The 23,863-nt window shown below is 39.4% G+C and carries 19 protein-coding genes; 9 read left to right on the plus strand and 10 right to left on the minus strand.

The features are described 5' to 3' along the window. From I6E72_RS06135 to I6E72_RS06150, 4 genes are all read left to right on the plus strand, one after another. Entirely contained in the window at positions 1 to 1,314 is a 1,314-nt protein-coding gene (locus tag I6E72_RS06135; protein WP_197111478.1) for an ABC transporter permease, read from the plus strand. Between the two features lie 11 nt (positions 1,315 to 1,325). Beyond that, positions 1,326 to 2,534 carry an ABC transporter permease gene (locus tag I6E72_RS06140; protein WP_197111479.1) on the plus strand — a complete coding sequence of 403 codons (1,209 nt, stop codon included), beginning with the start codon at positions 1,326 to 1,328 and terminating at the stop codon, positions 2,532 to 2,534. Between the two features lie 121 nt (positions 2,535 to 2,655). Further along, positions 2,656 to 3,987 carry a sigma-54-dependent transcriptional regulator gene (locus tag I6E72_RS06145; protein WP_197111480.1) on the plus strand — a complete coding sequence of 444 codons (1,332 nt, stop codon included), beginning with the start codon at positions 2,656 to 2,658 and terminating at the stop codon, positions 3,985 to 3,987. Then, positions 3,987 to 5,300 (plus strand): sensor histidine kinase, encoded by a 1,314-nt coding sequence (locus tag I6E72_RS06150; RefSeq protein WP_007584583.1) that lies wholly within the window; start codon positions 3,987 to 3,989, stop codon positions 5,298 to 5,300. The genes I6E72_RS06145 and I6E72_RS06150 overlap by 1 nt, the downstream gene beginning before the upstream one ends. Before the next feature lie 89 nt (positions 5,301 to 5,389). Here I6E72_RS06150 and I6E72_RS06155 read toward each other — a convergent pair whose 3' ends face one another. Then, positions 5,390 to 5,728 carry a Grx4 family monothiol glutaredoxin gene (locus tag I6E72_RS06155; RefSeq protein ID WP_004335359.1) on the minus strand — a complete coding sequence of 113 codons (339 nt, stop codon included), beginning with the start codon at positions 5,726 to 5,728 and terminating at the stop codon, positions 5,390 to 5,392. A 266-nt stretch (positions 5,729 to 5,994) separates the two neighbouring features. On the opposite strand from I6E72_RS06155, the gene I6E72_RS06160 reads away from it, so the two are divergent. The 4 genes from I6E72_RS06160 to I6E72_RS06175 all read left to right on the plus strand — a co-directional run bounded on the left by I6E72_RS06160 (position 5,995) and on the right by I6E72_RS06175 (position 11,558). After that, positions 5,995 to 6,576 (plus strand): superoxide dismutase, encoded by a 582-nt coding sequence (locus tag I6E72_RS06160; protein ID WP_024611616.1) that lies wholly within the window; start codon positions 5,995 to 5,997, stop codon positions 6,574 to 6,576. A 210-nt stretch (positions 6,577 to 6,786) separates the two neighbouring features. Then, entirely contained in the window at positions 6,787 to 8,709 is a 1,923-nt protein-coding gene (locus tag I6E72_RS06165; RefSeq protein ID WP_197111482.1) for a PrkA family serine protein kinase, read from the plus strand. A gap of 31 nt (positions 8,710 to 8,740) precedes the next feature. Then, a complete protein-coding gene (locus I6E72_RS06170) occupies positions 8,741 to 10,024 on the plus strand; it encodes a YeaH/YhbH family protein (protein ID WP_197111484.1) in 1,284 nt (427 codons plus the stop codon). Between the two features lie 19 nt (positions 10,025 to 10,043). Further along, a complete protein-coding gene (locus I6E72_RS06175) occupies positions 10,044 to 11,558 on the plus strand; it encodes a SpoVR family protein (RefSeq protein ID WP_182671670.1) in 1,515 nt (504 codons plus the stop codon). Positions 11,559 to 11,656: 98 nt separating this feature from the next. On the opposite strand, the gene I6E72_RS06180 is transcribed toward I6E72_RS06175, so the two are convergent. Both I6E72_RS06180 and I6E72_RS06185 read right to left on the minus strand, forming a co-directional pair. Then, the gene (locus I6E72_RS06180; RefSeq protein ID WP_024592692.1) at positions 11,657 to 12,628 is read right to left on the minus strand and encodes a sensor domain-containing diguanylate cyclase; all 972 of its coding nucleotides are present in this window, start codon (positions 12,626 to 12,628) and stop codon (positions 11,657 to 11,659) included. A 3-nt stretch (positions 12,629 to 12,631) separates the two neighbouring features. Next, complete coding sequence (locus tag I6E72_RS06185) at positions 12,632 to 13,636, minus strand: response regulator (RefSeq protein WP_007584074.1); 1,005 nt, start codon at positions 13,634 to 13,636, stop codon at positions 12,632 to 12,634. Between the two features lie 233 nt (positions 13,637 to 13,869). Here I6E72_RS06185 and tpx point away from each other — a divergent pair, with 233 nt between their 5' ends. Continuing rightward, positions 13,870 to 14,451 (plus strand): thiol peroxidase, encoded by a 582-nt coding sequence (gene tpx / locus I6E72_RS06190; protein WP_007584075.1) that lies wholly within the window; start codon positions 13,870 to 13,872, stop codon positions 14,449 to 14,451. Positions 14,452 to 14,539: 88 nt separating this feature from the next. On the opposite strand, the gene adk is transcribed toward tpx, so the two are convergent. The 7 genes from adk to dnaX all read right to left on the minus strand — a co-directional run bounded on the left by adk (position 14,540) and on the right by dnaX (position 23,861). Beyond that, positions 14,540 to 15,184 carry an adenylate kinase gene (gene adk, locus I6E72_RS06195; RefSeq protein WP_076924125.1) on the minus strand — a complete coding sequence of 215 codons (645 nt, stop codon included), beginning with the start codon at positions 15,182 to 15,184 and terminating at the stop codon, positions 14,540 to 14,542. 188 nt (positions 15,185 to 15,372) lie between these two features. Then, on the minus strand, positions 15,373 to 17,286 hold the full coding sequence (gene htpG, locus I6E72_RS06200) for a molecular chaperone HtpG (RefSeq protein WP_197111486.1): 1,914 nt from the start codon (positions 17,284 to 17,286) through the stop codon (positions 15,373 to 15,375). A 118-nt stretch (positions 17,287 to 17,404) separates the two neighbouring features. Beyond that, positions 17,405 to 18,130, minus strand: a complete 726-nt coding sequence (locus I6E72_RS06205) for an RluA family pseudouridine synthase (protein WP_165734961.1) — start codon at positions 18,128 to 18,130, stop codon at positions 17,405 to 17,407. 4 nt (positions 18,131 to 18,134) lie between these two features. Further along, entirely contained in the window at positions 18,135 to 20,036 is a 1,902-nt protein-coding gene (locus I6E72_RS06210; protein ID WP_197111488.1) for an MFS transporter, read from the minus strand. Between the two features lie 296 nt (positions 20,037 to 20,332). Further along, positions 20,333 to 20,941, minus strand: a complete 609-nt coding sequence (gene recR / locus I6E72_RS06215) for a recombination mediator RecR (RefSeq protein WP_165734963.1) — start codon at positions 20,939 to 20,941, stop codon at positions 20,333 to 20,335. A gap of 7 nt (positions 20,942 to 20,948) precedes the next feature. Next, positions 20,949 to 21,275: a YbaB/EbfC family nucleoid-associated protein gene (locus I6E72_RS06220; protein ID WP_002962306.1), complete on the minus strand. Its 327-nt coding sequence runs from the start codon at positions 21,273 to 21,275 to the stop codon at positions 20,949 to 20,951. Positions 21,276 to 21,335: 60 nt separating this feature from the next. Continuing rightward, positions 21,336 to 23,861 carry a DNA polymerase III subunit gamma/tau gene (dnaX, locus tag I6E72_RS06225; protein ID WP_197111490.1) on the minus strand — a complete coding sequence of 842 codons (2,526 nt, stop codon included), beginning with the start codon at positions 23,859 to 23,861 and terminating at the stop codon, positions 21,336 to 21,338. Positions 23,862 to 23,863 lie beyond the last annotated feature (2 nt).

The raw sequence follows: 23,863 nt of genomic DNA on the forward strand, positions 1-23,863 counted from the left end.
ATGTTTATTCATTATTTAGATTTAAGTTGGCGCAGCTTCAAGCGCACCCCACTGGTTAGCTTTTTAATGGTACTTGCCATTGCGATAGGTATAGGCATAACAATGACCAGCCTTAGTGTTTATCACATGATGTCGGCCGATCCTATCCCAGAAAAAAGCAGCCAACTTTACAGTGTGCAATTACAAACAATGGACGATGGTAGTACGTGGTGGACAGAAGATAACATGCCACTGCAACTGACCTATCAAGATGCTGAGAACTTATTAAACGCACCCACGTCAGAGAAAAAAGTGGCTATGATGCGTACCGGCTTTTCAGTTTATCTAGACTCCGACAAAATAAAACCTTTTATAGGTAATGCTCGCATGACAACGCCTGACTTTTTTAGCATGTTTAATTTGTCATTTTTATACGGAGGGGCTTGGAGCAAAGAGCAAGAAAACTCAGCCGCACCTGTGGTTGTTATTACCCAAGAGATAAACGATAAACTATTTGCAGGAAAAAACTCTGTCGGAGAACTGATTTACTTAGATGATGCAAGCTATCAAGTAGTTGGTGTTATTAACCATTGGCCTCTCAATATTAAATATTATGATTTAAATAACGGTGCATTTAATCAAGTAGAAGAGTTATTTATGCCCTTTAGCTTAATAAAGACAAAAGAGCTAGTAAGTTGGGGCAATAGCAATGGATGGAAACACGAAAACACACCAACCTTTGCAGATAAACTGCAATCTGAACAAGTATGGATCCAGTTTTGGGCAGAGCTAAATACGCTTGAACAAAAACAAGCCTATCAAAATTACTTATTAGCCTATATGCAAGAACAACAAAAACGTGGTCGATTTAATCGTAAAGAACTTGAGTATAAACTTCGCGATGTAAACCAATGGATGCAATACAACAACGTCGTCACCGAAGACAATAAAATTTTAGTGGGCCTGAGCTTTATGTTTTTAGGTGTCTGCTTAGCCAATATTTTAGGTTTACTTTTAGCTAAGTTTTTACGCAGAGCGCCAGAAGTAGGTGTAAGACGCGCATTAGGTGCTAGTAAAAGGCAAATATTTTTACAGCACTTAGTTGAGGTCGCCATGCTTGGCTTTATAGGTGGCATGCTAGGAATTGTACTAGCACAACTTGGCTTAATGGGCGTAGGGCAAAGCTACGACTACTATGAAAACTTAGCGACAATGGATTTAACCATGCTATTGAGCGCCCCATTGATTGCAATTACAACCTGCATTTTAGCTGGTTTGTACCCAGCTTGGTTAGTATGTAAAACCAATCCTGCTATTTATCTTAAGAGCCAATAAGGAATGTCACAATGTTAGAAATAAAACCTATATTTAACGCCTTATGCCGCTCAAAGGTGGGGGCTGTATTACTGCTAATTCAAATTGCAATCACAACGGCAATAGTCAGTAATGCTGCATTTATCATTCAAGATAGAATTAGTTATTTAAACCAAGAAACGGGCTACCCTGAGCAAGATATATTTAAGTTTAATGTAATGACCTTTGGTACTGATATTAACTTAAGCCAGCAGTTTGAGCTTGATGAAAGCATGCTTAGAAAAATGCCAGGCGTAGTTGATGCCGCATTAAGCAGTAGTATTCCGCTATCAGGGGGTGGCAGCGCTTCGAGCTTTAATTTAAAACCTGCTCCACAAGAAGGCCTAAGTGTCAGGACCGCTTATATTTTTATAGATGACCACGCAATTAATACCTACGGCGTTAACTTAATTGCAGGGCGAAACTTTACCGAAGATGAAGTGCTCGTTACAAACGAAATTACACAAAAGCGTACCAACGTCACTATAGTCACTAAAGCCTTACTTGATGAGCTCTACCCTGATGGAGATGGTTTAGGGAAAATAGTTTATTTTGGTGACCTACCACTTAAAGTTATTGGCGTGATCGGAAAAATGAAAGGCCCGTGGCTCAAAGACAGTAAACCCGATAATCTTGCGTTTATTCCTTATATTAAAGCAGCAAGTTATGCACAAGTTGCCGTTCGTACTAAGCCTGGTCAGCGAGCAGCTGTAATGAAAGAAATAGAAAATGCTATGCTCGAAAATTACAGCAAACGCGTTATTAACAACATTAAAGGGCTTGATGAATTAAAAAATGAGTATACCGCTCAAGATCGCCTTATGATGCGCATGCTCATAGTATTAATCACTATTTTAGTGCTTATAACCGCTCTCGGTATTTTTGGCTTAACCTTATTTAATATTAGCAAACGTACTAAGCAAATTGGTACACGCAGAGCACTTGGCGCAAGAAAGTCAGCTATTGTTAGCTACTTTTTAGTAGAAAATGCATTAATTTGTAGCCTAGGTTTAGCCTTAGGTGTAGTAACAGCAATAATACTTGGGAAAATGTTAATGCAGTATTTTTCTGTAGCCGCACTACCGCCAAGTTATATAGCCGTTACCGCCATTGCTGTATTTTTAATGAGTTTACTTGCAGTATTAGCGCCGGCTAAACGCGCTGCCAATATTTCGCCCAGTATCGCAACTCGCACAATTTAACCTAGAATCCGCTTAAGGTAGATTTATTATCCAGAGTTTAGGTTACTAAATCATGTAAAAATCACTATGCTACACTGATTAGTAAGGCAGTGTAGCCATCAAAAAATTATAAAAATAACCTATGACTCATAAAATACTCATTGTTGATGATAACCAAGCAGTACTCGACGCACTTTCATTGTTGCTCGAGATCCACGATTTTTCGGTTGTTACTGCAACAAATCCATTTGATGCTTTGCAAATAGTTCGCTATCAACGAATTGAGCTTGTAATTCAAGACATGAACTTTACCAGCGACACCACCTCTGGCGAAGAAGGTAAAGCGTTGTTTTATGAACTACGAGAAATAAACCCACACCTACCTATTATACTTATTACAGCCTGGACCGAACTTGCCACCGCCATTGAGCTTGTAAAAGCAGGTGCTGCTGATTACTTACCAAAACCCTGGGATGATGCAAAACTACTAGTTTGTATCGCTAACTTAATAGAGCTAGGCAGTGCTAAAAAAATAGTTGCTGCACATAATCGCCATCAACAAGAGCGTGAAGGTACATTTAAAAGCGCAGACCTTGCTGGGCTAATATTTAAAAGTACTGCGATGGAACGACTGGTCACTATGGCGCTTCAAGTGGCTAAATCTGATATATCTGCATTAATTACAGGCCCTAATGGGAGTGGTAAAGAGTGTATTGCGCATATTATTCAAAAAAACTCCCCGCTTGTATCGCAGCCTTTTATTAAGGTAAACGCAGGCGCACTACCACAAGAACTTATAGAAGCCGAACTTTTTGGCGCTGAAGCTGGCGCATACACGGGGATAACTAAACAACGTATTGGTCGATTTGAAGCAGCTGATGGCGGTACGTTATTTTTAGATGAAATTGGTAATTTACCACTTTCAGGACAAATAAAATTACTACGCGTAGTACAAACCGGCGAGTTTGAACGTTTAGGCTCAACACAAACACAAAAAGTAAATGTGCGAGTAATATCGGCTACTAACGAAAACTTACTACAAGCAATTGAACAAGGTCGATTTAGGGAAGACTTATATTATCGCCTTAATGTAATTGAACTCAATGTGCCTGCCCTTAGCGAAAGGCAAGATGATGTTTTAGCACTCATTAGCCACTTCTTACCTCACCGAGAGCTGACTATAAACACAGAGCAAGCACTTCAACATTATAAATGGCCAGGTAACGTTCGAGAGCTAGAAAATGCTTGTAAACGCGTAGCGGTACTAAAACCAACAGGTGCGCTTACAGTCGATGACTTTGCACTTTCGTCATCGGTTACTGCTCAACAAGAAGCAAAAGCAGAACCGACCAAACAGGAAATAGAACACGCAATGCGCGCTCATCAAGGTGTTATAGCCAAAGTGGCCCGTGAATTTGGTTTAAGCCGACAAGCTCTTTATCGTCGATTACAAAAAATGGGTATTGATTATTAATGCCAAACATTATTAGCCACTTTACCCTAAGCCAAAAGGTTGTGTTAATTTGCGCACTTTGTAGCGCGCTGCCTGTTTTTATTATTGCCGCACTTAGTGGTTTTGATATGTACTACACTCTGTTTTTAATATTACTAACGCTTGCATTTAGCACCTTGCTTTCAAGAGCTCTCACCAAGCCAATAAAGCTTGGCATGCAATCGCTCGAAACCGGGTTGCTTAATTTTAAAGATGGTGAGCTCTCCAGCTTACTAGCGTATAAAAGTAATGATGAACTTGGAAAACTATGCCGACTTTATAATCAAACCGCTAAACAGCTTCGCCAAGAAAAACAATGGATTTACCAGCGCGAGTTAATGCTTGATAAAGTATTGCAAAGCTCGCCGCAAGCGTTATTACTGGTCAATGATAATAATACGGTGGTATTTAGTAATTTAATTAGCCGTAGTTTATTTAATAGCGCAACCCGCCTTGAAGGTATGCAGCTAAGTAAATTGCTCGAAAATTCGCCCCTGCAATTAATAGCAGCTATAGAGCACGGTGTTGATGGCCTCTTTAATATAGAAATAGAGAATCAAGACTCGCAAACTTGGCATTTAGCCACCGGGGAGTTTTTACTCAATAACCAAAAGCATCATTTATATATATTTAAACAATTAACCCGTGAGCTTAGTCGCCAAGAAGTTGCCGTGTGGAAAAAGGTAATACGCATTATCAGCCACGAATTGAATAATTCACTCGGCCCTATGTCGTCCATGTTACACAGCGCACAATTGCTCGCAAATAAAGTTGATGAGCCCCGCCTTGCCCGTGTATTTGCAACTATTGATGAGCGAATTAGTCATTTAACTGAATTTGTACAAGGCTATGGCAAGTTTGCTAAATTACCTCAGCCACAAAAAACACGGATTAACTGGCAAAACACACTCAATAATTTAAAAAATCACTGGCAATTTAGCTACGAAATAAAAAATTCACACAATGAATTACAAGCTGATCAAGCCCAACTCGAGCAGCTGCTCATAAACTTATTAAAAAATTCACACGAGTCAGGCTCCAACGCCAATGAAATACATATTCAGGTCGAATTTGTACCCCAAGCTTGTGTTATAAATGTGAGCGACTGCGGCAAAGGAATGAGCGAGCAAGTAATGGCAAATGCTTTAGTGCCCTTTTATTCTACAAAAAGTACGGGGAGTGGTTTAGGGCTAGCCTTATGCAGAGAAATAGCAGAAGCGCACCAGGGGCATATAAGTTTACACAACAAAATAGAGGGCGGCTTAAACGTACAAGTGAGCCTTCCTTATTCGTAAATTCACAAAAATTAAAAACAACAAAGCCACTTAAAAAGTGGCTTTGTGTTTAAAGAGCTTAATAACCTGAGTTCAGGTTGAGTAATAAATTACTCTGCGTCAGCTTCTTTATATTTAGCAGCAGTTTCTGTAATTAACGGCTGTAATTCACCGCGTTGAAACATTTCGATAATAATGTCACAACCACCAACTAACTCGCCATCTACCCATAATTGCGGGAATGTTGGCCAATTTGCGTATGCTGGAAGCTCAGCACGAATGTCTGGATTAAGTAAAATATCAACGTATGCAAATGGTTCACCACATGACATTAACGCTTGCGATGCTTGTGAAGAAAAACCACAATTTGGTAATTTTGGTGACCCTTTCATGAAAAGGATTATTGGGTTTTCTGAAATTTGCTGTTTAATTTTATCAATGGTTTCCATCTACAACCTCAAAGTAACGATAGCTAAATATATTTAGGTCTTGAAAATAACTCATCGTGACCACAAATATATAACTTAAAATGGGCAAATAAAGCCGCAATTGAAATAGTCTTTCGCAATAGCATTGCTGTTTGCTTAAACTTGAGTAAAATACTCAACAATTATAGTAACACTATATTACCGCTTGGTATAGGTAACTGCTCTGTTTCAACAGGCATTACGTATTACCAAATGGACTATCAACCAAAGAAGATGGAGATAAAAAAATGGCATTTGAACTACCGTCACTACCATATGCAATCGACGCACTTGAGCCACATATTTCAAAAGAAACACTAGAGTTTCACCATGGCAAACACCACAACACTTACGTGGTTAAGCTTAATGGTTTAATCCCTGGTACTGAGTTTGAAAACAAATCTCTAGAAGAGATCGTATGTTCGTCAGAAGGCGGCGTATTTAACAACGCAGCACAAATCTGGAACCATACTTTTTACTGGAACAGCTTATCTCCAAACGGCGGCGGCGAGCCTACTGGCGCAGTTGCTGATGCAATCAACGCTAAATGGGGTTCTTTTGATGCGTTTAAAGCTGCATTAAATGACAAAGCAGTAAATAACTTTGGTTCAAGCTGGACGTGGTTAGTTAAGCTTGCTGATGGTTCACTAGACATCGTTAATACATCTAACGCTGCTACACCATTAACTGATGATGGCGTTACTCCAATCCTTACAGTGGATTTATGGGAACACGCTTACTACATTGATTACCGTAACGTTCGTCCAGATTACCTTAAAGGTTTTTGGTCGCTTGTTAACTGGGAATTCGCGAACGCTAACTTCGCTTAATTAGCCTTTAAACGCTAATGTAAAAAAGACGCTTAGGCGTCTTTTTTTGTTTCTTGTTTATCACACCTAAGTGCCTCATCATTTAATAAAGCGCTTTTAGTAACATGATCTTTTTTCACTTAAATTTTTAATTTTATTGCACAAAAATACACATTCGTGACTAGACTTTAAAAGGTAAGCACCTTTTTACAGCGGGTTTCGGAGGTTATTATGACGATTTTTGAGCATTACCAAGCACGATACGAAGCGGCACAGGAAGAAGAATACAGTATCGCTGAATTTCTTGAGATTTGTAAAACCGATAAGTCTGCCTACGCCAGCGCACCAGAACGCCTACTCATGGCAATTGGCGAACCAAACATGGTAGATACCGCAACGAATGCACGACTAAGTCGATTATTTTCAAATAGAGTAGTTGCGCGCTACCCTGCCTTTGCTGATTTTTATGGTATGGAAGACGCCATTGAGCAAATAGTCTCTTATTTAAAACACGCCGCCCAAGGGCTTGAAGAATGCAAACAAGTGCTTTATTTACTTGGACCTGTTGGTGGGGGTAAATCATCCATTGCTGAAAAACTCAAATATTTAATGCAACAAGTACCTATTTATTCAATTAAAGGCTCTCCGGTAAACGACCATCCTCTTGCATTATTTGACCCAATAGAGGACGCCGACGTACTTAAGCAGGAATATGGTATTAAACCGCGCTACATAAAAACCATTATGTCGCCTTGGGCTGGCAAACGCTTAAAAGAATTCAATGGTGATATTAGCCAGTTTAGAGTGGTTAAGCGCTACCCCTCAATTTTAAACCAAATAGGCATTGCCAAAACCGAACCTGGAGATGAAAACAACCAAGATATTTCGGCGCTAGTGGGTAAGGTCGATATTCGCCAGCTTGAGCACTTTGCTCAAAACGATCCTGATGCATACGCCTACTCGGGCTCTTTATGTTTAGCTAACCAAGGGCTGATGGAATTTGTAGAAATGTTTAAAGCGCCTATTAAAGTGCTGCATCCTTTACTTACCGCAACCCAAGAAGGTAACTATAACGGCACAGAAGGCATTAGTGCTCTGCCTTTTAATGGCATGATCCTCGCTCACTCTAATGAGTCTGAGTGGCAAACCTTTAAAAACAATAAAAACAACGAAGCATTTTTAGACCGTGTTTATATTGTAAAAGTACCTTACTGCTTACGTGTAACTGAAGAAATTAAAATTTACGACAAATTACTTGAGCACAGCGAGCTATACAACGCGCCATGCGCACCGGGTACACTTAAAACATTGGCGCAATTTACAACGCTATCACGTTTAAAAGAGCCAGAAAATTCAAGTATTTATTCTAAAATGCGGGTATACGATGGCGAAACTCTAAAAGACACCGACCCTAAAGCAAAATCGTATCAAGAGTATCGTGATTACGCAGGTGTTGATGAAGGTATGACGGGGCTCTCTACTCGCTTTGCGTTTAAAATTTTATCCCGCGTGTTTAACTTTGATACCACAGAGGTTGCTGCAAATCCGGTGCACTTATTTTATGTACTTGAGCAACAAATAGAGCGCGAACAATTTTCAAGCGAAATAGAAGAGCGTTATTTAAGCTTTTTAAAAGGCTATTTAATTCCGCAATATGTAGAGTTTATAGGTAAAGAACTGCAAACTGCCTATTTAGAATCGTATTCAGAATACGGACAAAACATTTTTGACCGTTATGTTATTTATGCAGACTTTTGGATACAAGACCAAGAATATCGCGACCCTGATACGGGACAACTATTTGACCGCGAGGCACTTAATGCCGAACTTGAAAAAATAGAAAAGCCAGCAGGTATTTCTAACCCTAAAGATTTTCGTAATGAAATAGTGAACTTTGTATTGCGTGCCCGTGCGCATAACAACGGTAAAAACCCACTATGGACAAGCTACGAAAAACTACGCACGGTTATTGAGAAAAAAATGTTCTCTAATACCGAAGATTTACTCCCTGTTATTTCGTTTAATACTAAAACGTCTGCAGAGGATCAGCAAAAGCACGAAGACTTTGTGAACCGTATGGTCGAAAAAGGCTATACACAAAAACAAGTTCGCTTGCTTTCTGAGTGGTATTTACGGGTTAGAAAATCGCAATAACCTTCATAGTCGTAGTATATAGGAGGTCAATATGGCGCATTTTATAGATAGGCGTTTAAACGGTAAAAACAAAAGTACGCTTAATCGCCAGCGCTTTATTAGGCGCTATAAAAAGCAAATTAAAGAAGCGGTTTCAGATGCGATTAACAAACGCAGCGTTACAGATTCAAGCTCTGGTGAGAGTATTTCTATTCCACAGCGCGATATCAGCGAACCCACGTTTCATCAAGGGCAAGGCGGGAATAGAGAACAAATTCACCCTGGTAACGATCAGTTTTCTACAGGTGATAAAATTGAGCGCCCTACAGGCGGACAAAACGGCGGTGCCGGTGAAGGTGACGCCAGCGATTCGGGCGAAGGGCAAGATGAGTTTGTATTTTCAATATCAAAAGATGAATACCTTGATTTACTGTTTGAAGATTTAGAACTTCCTAACTTACAAGAGAACCAGCTTGATAAGTTAGTGCAAATGAAAACCCATCGCGCAGGGTTTTGTAGTGATGGTATGCCAAGTAATATTGATATTGTCCGCTCATTACAAGGCTCGCTTGCACGGCGTGTTGCCATGAGTGCAGGTAAAAAACGCCGTTTAAAAGAGTTCAAAGAACAACTTGCTCTGCTGCTTGCTGGTCCACATAACGATAAAGCAGCAATTGCTTTATTACAAAAAGAAATTGCAGCATTAAAAGTGCAAATTAAGTCGGTTCCATTTATTGATAACTACGATTTACGTTTTCGTAATTACGAAAAGCGCCCTCACCCCACCAGCAAAGCGGTAATGTTTTGTATCATGGATGTGTCAGGCTCAATGGATCAGCCAACAAAAGACATGGCAAAACGGTTTTATATTTTGCTCTATCAATTTTTAACACGCAGCTATAAAGACATAGAAGTTGTTTATATTCGCCACCACACACAAGCAAAAGAAGTAGACGAGCAAGAGTTTTTTTATTCTCAAGAAACTGGCGGCACTATTGTTTCAAGCGCTCTTAAATTAATGAACGAAATAATAAAAGAGCGTTACCACGCAAACGAGTGGAATGTATACGCCGCACAAGCCTCTGATGGCGATAACTGGGCGGACGACACCCCGCAGTGTGGTGAAATTTTACGTAATAAGCTCTTAAGCGCAGTACGCTATTTTGCTTATATTGAAATAACCACTCGTGCTCATCAAAGCCTATGGCGCGAATATGAATCAATAACACACAGCCATAATAATTTCGCCATACAGCATATTCAAAGCGTTGAAGATATTTACCCAATTTTTAGGGAGCTATTTAAAAAAGGTCGTCAACAGCAAAACTCTGCATAGCCAAAAGCGAGGTAGCATTATGAATGATAAACGATTGAGTGATGGCCCAGATTGGACCTTTGATTTATTAGATGAGTATCAAGGTGAAATTGCCCGTGTTGCAGCTCACTACAGGTTAGACACATACCCTAATCAAATTGAAGTGATAACCGCAGAGCAAATGATGGATGCTTATTCAAGCGTTGGTATGCCTATTGGTTATAGTCATTGGTCGTACGGTAAAAAGTTCATTCAAACAGAGCAAAATTATAAGCGCGGACAAATGGGTCTCGCTTACGAAATAGTGATAAATTCAGACCCTTGTATTGCGTACTTAATGGAAGAAAATACCCTACCTATGCAAGCGCTTGTAATGGCACATGCATGTTACGGACATAACTCATTTTTTAAAGGTAACTACTTATTTAAAACCTGGACCGATGCTGGCTCAATTATTGATTACTTGGTATTTGCTAAAAACTACATAAGTCGCTGTGAAGAAAAGCACGGTATTACACAAGTAGAAGCCCTACTCGACTCATGTCATGCCTTAATGAATTACGGAGTGGATCGCTACAAACGTCCACAACAAATATCGCTATTTGAAGAGCAAAAACGCCAACAAGAGCGTGAAGACTACCTTCAATCGCAAGTAAACGAATTATGGCGAACTATTCCTGAGCAACAGCAAGAAACCAAAAAGAAAGTACGCCATTTTCCTTCTGAACCCCAAGAAAATATTTTGTATTTTATTGAAAAAAATGCCCCATTACTCGATTCTTGGCAACGTGAAGTGATACGTATTGTTCGTAAAATTTCGCAATACTTTTACCCACAAAAACAAACTCAAGTAATGAATGAAGGTTGGGCAACTTTTTGGCATTACACCATCCTTAATCACTTATATGATGAGGGAAAACTCACCGACTCGTTTATGTTAGAATTTTTACAAAGCCACACCAACGTAGTTTATCAGCCACCTTATAACAGTAAGTATTATTCAGGCATTAACCCATATGCTTTAGGCTTTAATATGATGGTTGATATTCGCAGAATATGTGAGCACCCAACTGAAGAAGATAAACGCTGGTTTCCTGAATATGCAGGCAGTAATTGGCTAGATACACTGCATTTTGCAATGGAAAACTTTAAAGATGAGAGTTTTATTAGCCAGTTTTTATCGCCTAAGTTAATTCGTGATTTTAAATTATTTACTATTATTGACCATACTAATAATCCCCATTTAGAAATTGGCGCAATACATAACGACAACGGCTATAAAGCAGTGAGAGAAGCACTCTCAGCGCAGTACAACTTGAGTAATCATGAGCCTAACATTCAAGTATATGACGTTGATATTAGAGGTGACCGTTCACTAACCCTACGCTATGTACCCCATAACAATATTCCTTTAGCAAACTCGCATGAAGAAGTGCTTAAGCATCTTTACAGATTATGGGGCTTTAAAGTAAAACTAGAGCAAGAGTCAAATTCTGGTGAGGTTTCAATGATTGGTCAATGCCCAATAGATGACTCTCGACACACAACACAATAATGAAGGGCAATAAAATTTTTATACTGATTGGGTTTGCTCAGCAGATTGTAAAAAAAACCTATTATTTAACCCTAAATTCTGAACATAAAAAATGACGCTTAAGCGTCATTTTTTATATCTTCGTAGGCTATTACTTTATTTCGCCCTGTATTTTTAGATTGGTACAGTGCTTTATCTGCAGCCTCTATCCAGCGCTCATGATTTTTAAAATCATTACTGCTACCAGCCAGCCCTATACTTACCGTCATTGTTATTTCAAAGTGTTTATACTTAACAGGGTTAGTTTCAATCAATACCCTTAAACGCTCAGCAAATACAAAAGCGCCTTCTTTATCTGTATCAAGTAATGTTACTGCAAACTCTTCACCGCCATAACGCCCTGCAACATCAGTTTCACGCAGCGTCGTACGTAGTAAGTTAGATAAATGACGAAGCGATTCATCACCACAGCTATGGCCATATTCATCATTTATTTTTTTAAAGTGGTCAATATCAAACATTAATAATGTACTACAGCCACCACTTCGCTTAACTCTTAAAAACTCTTGGCGTAGCGTACCTTCCCAGTGTCCACGATTTGCAAGCTGCGTTAAGCTATCTGTTTGACTTACTTGTTCTAATTTTTTGTTTAACTCTTCAAGCTCTTTTTTATTTACCGCGACATCTGTTACATCATACAAAATAATACAAATATGGCTAACTTCGCCCATCGTATTTGTAAGAGGGATAAATGTTGCATTTTGATACATGTAATCAGCTTTACCAGTAATAGGTCGATAATTTTTAAACCTAAAAATGTATGGCTGCTGCTCCCAAATCGTAAAAGAGCGGTTTTTTAAAACAAAAACCGATTCTGATTTACTTCTAAACCATTTTTCGTCTATTGCTGGAAATAAATCAAATAGGTCTTTATCTTTTACTGCGCTTGGTAGAAGCCCTGAATGGTTTTCCATAAAACCATTCCATACACACACCTTATAATCTCTATCAAGTACTACAAGGCCTACATCAACGGTATTAAACATATCCATAAGCCAATGGATCTCATTCATTTCTAAATCTGCAGCCATAACTTAATCTTCTAATAGGTAAGCAACTTTATACTTCAAAGTTTTAAGTGAATCTTCAGTAAATAACAGCATGAGGTCGCAATTTATATCATGGTTTTCAATACCGTAACTAATCTCTATAGCAAGGGTGCGTTGCCAACGTGACTTGTTTGATTTAACCAGCTCAGACACATCTCTGTGTTGGCCAAGTACTATTGGGTGCCCTTGGCTAAATGACATATCGAGCTGTTTTGAAAGACCCGTTAAAATAGCGCCTATCAAAATATTACTAATATCCATAAGCAGCTCAAGTTCAATTTTATCGTTTAACTCGCCGTCATAATTCATCAAAGAAGCTATTTCTTTAAAGCTTGAATCATTTAAAAGTAATAGCGCCTCGCCCGAAATGCCACCGCCAATAAAGCCCTGGCACACACCCGATGTAGCTGCATTATTATCTATAGACTGCAGCGCCATATCGAGTTCATTAACTTCCAAAATATTCACATTAGGAATTGGTAGCTCTACAAACACATTAAGAAGACGTGCAAGTAAATCCCCAGCCTGTCCCATAGCAACGTTAGTGAGTTCTTGGTATATATCCCGAACATCAGGGTCGACTTGCTCTCCAAGCGAATGAGAGAGACGCTCACGCATGGCTTTATCTTTAATCCCATGGTGTTCAATTATGCTGGCTAGTTTTTCGGGGGAACATGGTTTTTGAATGAAATCGATAGCACCAAGTTCAAGCACTCTTTGATGTGCACTTGGCTGTATATCACCAGAGACAACAACAGTGAGTATGTTTAGCCCCTGTTCTTTCATAGCGATTAATACTTCATACCCATCCATTTCAGGCATGTTTAAATCGAGAAAAAGTATTTCTGGTTCAATTAACTTTATTTGCTTTATGCAATCAACGCCGTCGAGTGCAAATTCAACTTTAATATCCCAATCTTCAGGTAATGAACGAGCTAGCTGACGCCTAGCTAATTTTGAGTCATCACATATTAGTACCGATGTTGACATATTATCTCTCTGTTTCTAAACCAGTAATGAGCATTAAAATCATTTTATGATGGTTTTTATTTTTATTATCGAAGATATATTTTGTAACTTCATGTTAATCAAAGTTTAGCACAGTTACAATTTTTATATTGCAGAACTAATCCCAACTTCATCAGAGCGGTATAATCTCTTGGTTACTATAGCGCAGTATAATACACTGACGCCCATTGCGTTAATTTAAAAGGAAATACCTTATGTTACGTTCACTTACCTTTGCTTTGAGCGCATTTTGCTCTGTGGCTATTGCAGCCGATTACCCAGAAAACACGCTAGACATAGGAAAAGTATCTGCACAAGGCAAACCAGTCACTTTATTAGGCAAAGGGATCTCTGTTGGAGATAGCGCGCCAAATTTCAAAGTAGTTGATGACAACTTCATCCCTGTAACGCTTGAGGATTACAAAGGCCAAGCTGTATTGATAAGTGTAGTGCCAAGTCTTGATACAGGTATTTGTAGCCTGCAAACTAAGCATTTTAATGAAAAAGTAGCCTCGCAATTTCCAAGTGTTGTAATGCTAACAATTAGTGCTGATTTACCATTTGCTCAAAAGCGTTTTTGCAAAGCCGAAAATATCGATAAAATCACTACGTTATCAGATTCTGTTTGGCGCGATTTTGGCCAAAAATACGGATTGATTATTAAAGATATGGGCTTATTAACGCGAACTGTATTTATTTTAGATGAAAGGCATAACGTCATTTATAAACAATTAGTTAGTAGCCTTTCAACTGAACCAGAATACAACAGCGTAATTGAGAAACTAAAAACGCTATAAAGCCGATTAAATAGCACTGATTAAGCAATGCTAAACTGCCTTAAAACAAAAAACCGCCAATTGGCGGTTTTTTAATGTGCTTTTATAATTAACCTAAAAGCTCACCAAGTTGTGAACTAACAGCTTCAACAGCTTGTGTACCATCTAGTTTGTGGTATTGAGTATTACCAGCAGCAGCTTCTGCTTGGTAGTAATCAACTAATGGCATAGTTTGCTCGTGATAAATACCTAAACGTTTACGTACTGTTTCTTCAGTATCATCAGCGCGAACAATTAAGTCTTCCCCTGTTTCGTTGTCTTTACCTTCCACTTTTGGTGGATTATAAACAACGTGGTAAACACGACCAGAACCAGGATGAACGCGACGTCCGCCCATACGTTCAACAATCACTTCGTCAGCCACGTCAAATTCAATAACGTGATCAACCACTACGCCATTTTCTTTCATCGCATCAGCTTGAGGAATTGTGCGTGGGAAGCCATCAAGTAAAAAACCTTTCTCACAATCAGCTTTAGTAATACGCTCTTTTACTAAACCAATAATAATATCGTCAGAAATTAGTTGACCAGCATCCATTACTTTTTTTGCTTCTAAGCCTAATGGCGTGCCCTCTTTAATTGCTGCACGTAACATGTCGCCAGTAGAAATTTGTGGAATACCGTATTTGTCCATTAAAAACTGAGCTTGAGTACCTTTACCTGCACCCGGCGCGCCCAAAAGAATAATGCGCATATTATTGTCCCCTAGTATGGATATTTATTTTAAAGCCTGAATTCTTCCACAAGCGCCGCCGATACTCAAGCAACTTATACTAATTGATGAGTCGTTGATGCATTTACAGCGCATTAAAAAAGGGAACATACGTTCCCTTTTATTTAAAGTATATAATTTATACTTTTATTAACTAAATAGTTAACTGACTACTTGCTTAGTTCAAGCATAAGTTTGTTTAGGCGAGTAACAAATCCTGTTGGATCTTTAAGTGTACCGCGCTCTGCAAGTAATGCTTGGTCTAATAAAACATGTGACCACTGTGAAAATTTATCTTCATCTTGTTCGTCATTCAAATGCTTAACAAGTTGATGCTCTGGGTTTAGCTCAAACACAGGTTTTGCTTCTGGTGCTGCTTGACCAACAGATTCCATTAGCTTTTGCATTTGTGAGCTCATGTCGTTGTCGTCGCTTACAACACATGCTGGAGAATCTGTTAAGCGGTGCGTAAAGCGCACTTCTTTAACGTCATCACCTAGTGCTGTTTTAATACGTTCAACAAGGCCAGCCATCTCTTTTTCAGACTCTTCTTGTGCTTTTTTAGTTTCTTCGTCGTCCAGCTTACCTAAATCTAAATCACCACGTGTGATTGACTGTAGTTGCTTATCAGCAAATTCAGTTAAGTGGCTCATCATCCACTCGTCAACACGGTCACTTAGTAACAATACTTCAATCCCTTTTTTGCGGAAAATCTCTAAATGAGGAGAATTTTTCGCAGAAGTAAATGTATCAGCTACTACATAGTAAATTTTGTCTTGGCCTTCGTTCATACGCTCAACATATTGCTCAAGCGACACATCTTGCGTTTCTGAATCAGTATGAGTAGACGAAAAACGTAGTAGCTTACATACAGCTTCTTTATTTGCCGCATCTTCAGCTGGGCCTTCTTTCATTACTTGGCCAAACTCGTTCCAAAATACTTGGTAATCGTCAGCTTTGTTTTTAGCCATACGCTCAAGCATTTTAATAATGCGCGATGTACACCCTTTACGAATAGCTTGCGTTACTTTGTTGTCTTGTAGAATTTCACGAGATACGTTTAGAGGTAAATCGTTTGAATCTAGTAAACCTTTCACAAAACGAAGGTAGCTTGGCATGAACTGCTCAGCATCATCCATTACAAATACACGTTGTACGTAAAGCTTTAAGCCACTTTGACGTTCACGGTTCCATAAATCGAAAGGTGCTTTTTTAGGGATGTATAAAAGGCTCGTGTATTCAGTTTTACCTTCAACCTTATTATGTGCCCAGCTAAGTGGATCTTCCCAGTCGTGGCTTACGTGCTTGTAAAACTCTTTGTATTCTTCATCAGAAAGCTCTGACTTATCACGCGTCCACAATGCAGTTGCACGGTTAATGCTTTCCCACTCACCTGGTACTGCTGGAATTTTTTCGCCGTCTTCGCTTTCAGACTCTGGTACTTCTGCTTTAAACATTTGTACAGGTGTTGAAATATGGTCTGAGTATTTTGTAACAATGCCACGTAAGCGGTAATCGTCAGCAAATTCTTTTTCTTCATCACGAAGATGTAAAATAATGTCGGTCCCACGGCCTTCTTTTTCAATTTCTTGAAGCGTGTATTCGCCTTCACCTTGAGATTCCCACTCGTAAGCGGTTGTTTCACCGGCTTTACGTGTACGAACAGTTACTAAATCAGCAACAATAAATGCTGAGTAAAAACCAACACCAAATTGACCAATTAATTGTGAATCTTTACTTTGATCACCCGTTAAGTTTTTGAAAAACTCAGCAGTACCCGACTTTGCAATAGTACCCAATGAGCTTATTACTTCATCACGTGTCATACCAATACCATTATCAGAAATGGTAATTGTATTTGCTTCTTTATCTGCGCTAATACGAACACGTAAATCGGCATCACCTTGGTAAAGGTCGCCTTGAGATAGCGCTAAAAAGCGTAACTTGTCTGCCGCATCTGATGCGTTTGACACAAGTTCGCGTAAAAATATTTCTTTATTAGAATAAAGAGAATGAATCATTAAGTTTAATAATTGTTTTACTTCTGTTTGAAAGCCTAATGTTTCTTTTTGTGCTGCAGTCATTTATATATCTCCAATTTGCAAAGTGTCTGCGTTATGCACTTAATATGGGGTGAGGTGTTAGAACTTCAAGGGAAAAATCAAAAAAAGGTGAAACGAAAAAATAGAATATCTCGTTTATCTAAAATGGGTGCGGACAATTAATATGAATCTTTTCACCTGTTGTTGGATGTTCAAAATATAAATCGCTGGCATGTAATTGTAAGCGTCCCGCCATGTACTCACTTTGCGCACTTTTATATAAATCACAGCCTAAAATTGGGTGCCCTATAAACTGGCTGTGTATTCGTAATTGATGGGTACGTCCGGTAACGGGCGTAAATTGCACTAAGGTTCTGCACGGTTGTTTAAGCCGCTCAAGCACACTATATTCACTCACCGCTACTTTGCCCGTCGTTTGGCAAATTTTAACTCGCGGAAAAAGCAGTTTATCTTTTGCTATTGGTGCAGTAATTTCCCCCTCATCAACAGCTAAGCTACCCTCTAACATGGCTACATAACGCTTTTGGATAGTACGCGCCTGAAACTGTTTATTAAGATGCTTTGATGCTTTGGCGTTTAATCCAACAATCATAATGCCCGATGTACCCAAATCTAACCGATGCGGTAACTTTGCCTCAGCAAATGCGGCTGTTAACTCTTTTTGACCATGTACTAAACGGTAATGTACTGAGTCCCAGTTAAGCGGATTCTTACCAGACAAACTTAATAACCCACTGGGTTTATTGATCAGTAAAATATCATCATCTTGATATAATATTTCAATAAACCCGTCGCACTTAGGCGCTACAAAGTCATCAACAATCATTTGTGACTCTACTGGTGTATCCAATATTGAGTTAGCCATTAAATTAATCAATATCTTTTGAATGAAGCGCTTTTAAAGCCAATACTTGCTCACGTAAATCGTCTGCTACTACTTTGTCAGCAGCAATCGGGGTGCCTACTGCAACCGACACCAAAGACCATTTTAATCGTGGTAGTTGCCACTTAGCTTTTCGGCTAAACATACTTCCCCACAAGCCCCCTAAATGCACAGGAATAACGGGCACAGGTGAGCGCTCAATAATGCGCTCGATTCCACGGCGAAAAATATCGATAGAGCCGTCACTGGTTAGTTTTCCTTCAGGGATAATACCAACAAGTTCGCCTTTATTAAGCGCAGCAGCCACTTCGTCAAACGCTTTTTTAAACGCTTCTGGATTGGTTTTTTCACTGTTAATGGGAATAGCTTTGGCCATTTTAAATAACCAATGTAGGGCTGGCGAATAATAAATAGGGGCAAATACCATAAATCGGATAGGCCTTGGTGATGCTGCTAAAATAAACATCCAATCGACAAAGCTCACGTGATTACACACGACAACCGCAGCGCCTGCATCAGGTATATTACTTTCACCTTTTGTACGCACTCTGTACATACAAATAGCTAAAATATATATAATAAATCGTAAAAAGAACTCTGGTACTTTGGTATAAATATAAACAGATATAAGCAAGTTTAGCCCAGCAAGTAACAGTAGCAACTCTGAAATACTCCACTGAAAAACAGACAGCGTTACAATACTTAAAACAGCACTGCCCACCATAAACAGTGCATTTAATACATTGTTAGCCGCTATAACTCGTGAGCGACTCGACTCTTCAGTACGCTGTTGAATAAGCGCATACAGCGGTACAGTATAAAAACCAGAGCCAATACCAATGCCTGCCATCCATACAAAATGCCACAACATGTCGCCTGTTTTTAATAACTGATCAAGCGTCAATAATTCAAGGTTTTGAGGTAAATAAGAGCTAATGGCTGGCTCTTGGCTCAGTAAATATAAAAACAAGGTAATTAAAATAGCGCCAAAGGGCACAATGCCCAGCTCAATACGAGAACGAGATAACTTTTCACACAATAACGAACCAATAGCAATACTTAGTGAAAACACAACAAGCGCGCTAGTTACAACCAGTTCATCGCCGCCCATTGTGTGTTTTACATAATTTGGTAGGGACGTTAAAATAATTGCGCCAATTAACCAAAACCAACTGATCCCGAGGACTGATTTACCAACCGATTCTGTTTGCGAATTAAGTGCTGAAAATACGTTTTTCGTGGATGAAAATATATTATAGGTAAATTTTAAGTTAGGCTCGTTTGCCTCACTAATGGGTATAAAGCGACTGCTCACATAACCCATAACAGCCAGTACTAATACGGCAATACTTATAAGCGTAGGCCCTACTGATTGAGTAATATAATAGGTGCCAAAAATTGTACCAATTAATATTGCTACAAACGTGCCTGATTCAACCAAGCCATTCGCTTTTGTTAATTCGTTAGGGGCTACGTGCTGCGGTAAAATAGAGTACTTTAATGGACCAAAAAACGTACTTTGTACGCCCATTAAAAATACGGTGGCTAACATCAGCCAAACATACTGCGTTAAAATAGAGACAGCCCCTACAACCATAATAGGGATTTCACATAGCTTTACGATTCTGATTAGTTTGGATTTTTCTGTTTTTTCAGCTAACTGCCCCGCTATCCCTGAAAATAAAAAGAAAGGTAGGATAAATAACCCAGCAGCAATATTTGAATAAAGTGCGCCATCAGCAAGCGTTGCAGCCTGAAATATCAATAGAATAAGCACTGATTGCTTATACACGTTATCGTTTATCGCTGAGAAAAACTGCGTAATAAAAAGCGGTAAAAAACGCTTACTACCCAGTAATGTACCTTGGTAGGGTTGATTATCTTTCATTGTATTCCTTACTAATTAGAGACATAGCCCAAAAATATATTATACCAATTCGTTTAATTAAATGATCTATTTTGAGGGCGGAAAAACGTGTTGATAGCTAGGCAAAAAATTCGCTATTTAGTTGTTCTAAATGAGAATTTTTTAACGCAGGTAGCGACACGTTTAGCCCCGCAAAATGATTAAGTATTATTGCGGATTGGTATTAGATTGCTTCTAAGCTTACCTTAAAAACAAAAAAGCCTACATAATTTAATCATGTAGGCTTTTATAATATCTTTTCAAATAGTGACTTAAAGTTAGTCTTGTGTAACTAAACGCCTGCCGCTAAAAGCATGCATAAGCGTTCTACCATCTACTAAATCAAGCTCGCCTCCCACAGGAATACCGTGAGCAATCCGCGAAGCACCTACTTTATATTTATGACAAAGCTGAGCAATATAATGAGCTGTAGTATCGCCTTCAACGGTAGGGTTAGTCGCTAAAATAACCTCATTAATACCGCCTTGAGCAAGTTTTCGCTCTAAAACGTCTAAGCCAATTTCTTTAGGGCCGATACCGTCAATTGGCGATAAATGACCCATTAAAACAAAGTATAGCCCTAAGTACTGACCCGTTTGCTCAATGGCAAGCACATCAGTAGGCGATTCAACAACACATAATATGCCGCTGTCTTGGCGTTTTGTACTTAAACAAATATCGCACTGAGCTTGTTCGCAAAAAGTACGACAAGACTGACAATGCCCTATGGCTGTCATTGCTTTAGTCAATGCATTGCCCAGCTGAGTGCCTCCCTTTCGGTCGCGCTCAAGCAAGTGAAAAGCAATACGTTGCGCTGACTTTGGACCAATGCCCGGTTGACAGCGCAGTGCTTCTATAAGCTGATTTAAACTATCTGAAAGTTGCATTATTTACTTAAAACGGCATTTTCATACCTGGTGGTAATTGCATACCGCCAGTCACTTTACCCATGCGCTCTTGTGTTTCTTCTGCAACACGGCGTACAGCATCGTTACATGCTGCTGCAAGTAAGTCTTCAATCATGTCTTTGTCGTCTTCCATCAAGCTTTCATCAAGCTGAACACGACGTACATTGTGGTTACCAAGCATGGTTACTTTAACTAAACCGGCACCGGCTTCGCCAACAACCTCTAATGTTGCTATTTCGTCTTGGGCTTTTTGCATGCGATCTTGCATTTGCTGCGCTTGCTTCATCATGTTGCCCATTCCACCTTTAAACATAACTTTCTCTCTTTCTTTTAATACATTAATTAACATGAACATAAGGGCGATTGTAAGTAATTACAATGCCTGAATACTGTTTTCGTCAATTTCGGCGCTAAATACTTGCTGAAATTGTACTATGTTTTCATCAGATGTGATCACATCGATTGCTTGTTGATGACGACCTGCATCAATTTTTTGCTGAATAAGATAAGGAGAGTCAATAACTCCCTTAGCAAAATTAATACTTAACGACACGTTATGCTCATAAATACTCGACAATGCGGCATCTAATCTTTGGCGAAGCATCGGTGTATCCAAATGCTTTTGTGATTCATCAACGTCTATATGTAAACTGTTGCCTTGCTTGGTAAATATTGAATGCAATGCAAATTGGCGCATACGACCACCCAGTCCCATACGTTTAATTAAATAAGCCCATTCATCTTGTTGATGTGCAAATCTAATTTCACTAATTGGGCTTTGAAAATCATCAGGGGCAGGAATACTTACTTCCTCTGGCACTATTTCAGGCGCTTTTTGAGGGTTTATTTGCTCAAGTAATTCTGGCGCAAGATTTTCAGTAATTGTTTGGTGCTTTGCTTTAAAATCAATCTTACTAGCTGGCTTTATGTTGGAGTGATTATGTGCCTGGGTTTGGCCCCCTGTTACTGGGAGCTCATGCTTTTTTTCACTCTCACCTTCGCTATCAGTTGCCCAAGGAGGGATATCGCCAGACGCAGTACTTGAAGGGCTATTAAGCTCACTTGCACTTGTATCTGCACTACCTTGATGAACACTTTGGGCTTGAGGCATTCTTGGATGCTGTTCTGGCTTTTTAGCAGGCGCTTGGCTTGGCTGCACTGCTACATTATTTGCAGATGTACTTGTACTCTTGCCTGATAACCTACCCGCACCCGATATATTTCTGTCACGTAAAATACGAGCAATGGCAGATTGCGCCTGCGCTTCTTGTTCAGCTATTGGCGTACTTGAATTGTGATTTGCTAAGGGCTCTGGTGAAGACTCTGAGTTTGCAGTAGGTGCAGGTTTAAAACCCTGATCTACAGCGCTACTCATTATATCATCAAACTGCGAAGCTAACGTTTGCTCAGCATCACTATGTTGCATGTAAGCTTCATCTTCACTTTGGCGCTGGGCTTGAGCATCCGAAACAACATTGGTTTGTGGTTGCTCATTAGCTGAAGCCTGTTGTTCAATAACGTTTTCACTTTGTTGAACCGGTTGCTCTACTGCAACTTGGGCAGGCTCATTATTACTTTGTACGACGTCATTATTCGATGTCTGAGCGGCAACATTTGGTAAAGGCCCTATCTCAAGGGATTTAGGCTGCTCTGTATTGCTAACTGGCTTAGTATTATTTACAGGGGCACTACTTTGGCTAGCTACAGTGTTTTGCGATGTTTTATTTTTATTTAATATATCTCGCAGTGCATTTGCGCGGCCTTGTTTATTTGGGGCCGGCTCTTCGTTTACTGTGTGTACAGTTTGTTGAGTGTCTGTAGGCTTAAATGCTAATAATCTTAGCATTATCATTTCAAAACCTAAGCGAGGTTCTGGTGCCCATTGTAAATCTTTTTTACCATTTAACAGTAACTGATAATAAATTTGAATTTGTTGTGGGCTCGTATGTTGTGCAACATGAGCAATATAATCTACATTTTTTTCATCTAGCCCTGCCGCTTCTGGCACTAACTGGGTTAGTTGGGTCAAATGCGTAAGTGCAATTAAATCATCAAGCAATGCCACATAATTAGGATTACGACTTGCCACCTGCGCAATCTCATCCATTAGCGCAGCGCCATCTTGTGCAAGTAATGCTGCAAGCAAGCTTTGGCTATAATGAGTATCCATTAAACCAAGCATTGTTTGTACTGCTTGATTATTAATATCACCATTTGTTTGTGCGATAGCTTGGTCGGTTAAGCTAAGCGCATCACGCATACTGCCATCAGCTGCTTTTGAAATAATGCTAAGTGCATCGGTATCAAAGCTAAGCTGCTCTTGAGTAAGTACGTGTTCAAGCTGTGTTTTAATCTCACTTTGCGATAACGCATTTAAGTTAAATTGTAAACAACGAGATAAAATAGTAACGGGTAGTTTTTGAGGATCGGTCGTCGCCAATAAAAATTTCACATGCTCTGGTGGCTCTTCAAGCGTTTTTAAAAGCGCATTAAAGCTGTGCTTAGAAAGCATGTGAACTTCATCGATTAGGTATACTTTATAACGTCCACGTGTTGGTGCATATTGAACGTTATCGAGTATTTCGCGGGTGTCTTCTACTTTTGTACGAGAAGCCGCATCTATTTCGAGTAAGTCAATGTAGCGCCCTGCTTCTATATCTAAACAGCTGCTACATTGGCCACACGGATTTGCAGATATACCTTCGTCGCAATTTAAGCTTTTAGCAAAAATACGCGCAATAGTCGTTTTACCTACACCGCGGGTTCCAGTGAATAAATAAGCGTGATGTAGTCTATTTTGTGTAAGCGCATTTACAAGCGCTTGCTTAACATGAGACTGCCCAACCAATTCATGAAAGGTTTGAGGACGCCATTTTCTCGCTAGAACCTGATAACTCATCG

The sequence above is a fragment of the Pseudoalteromonas sp. NSLLW24 genome, from assembly GCF_015864725.1.
GTDB lineage: Bacteria > Pseudomonadota > Gammaproteobacteria > Enterobacterales > Alteromonadaceae > Pseudoalteromonas > Pseudoalteromonas arctica.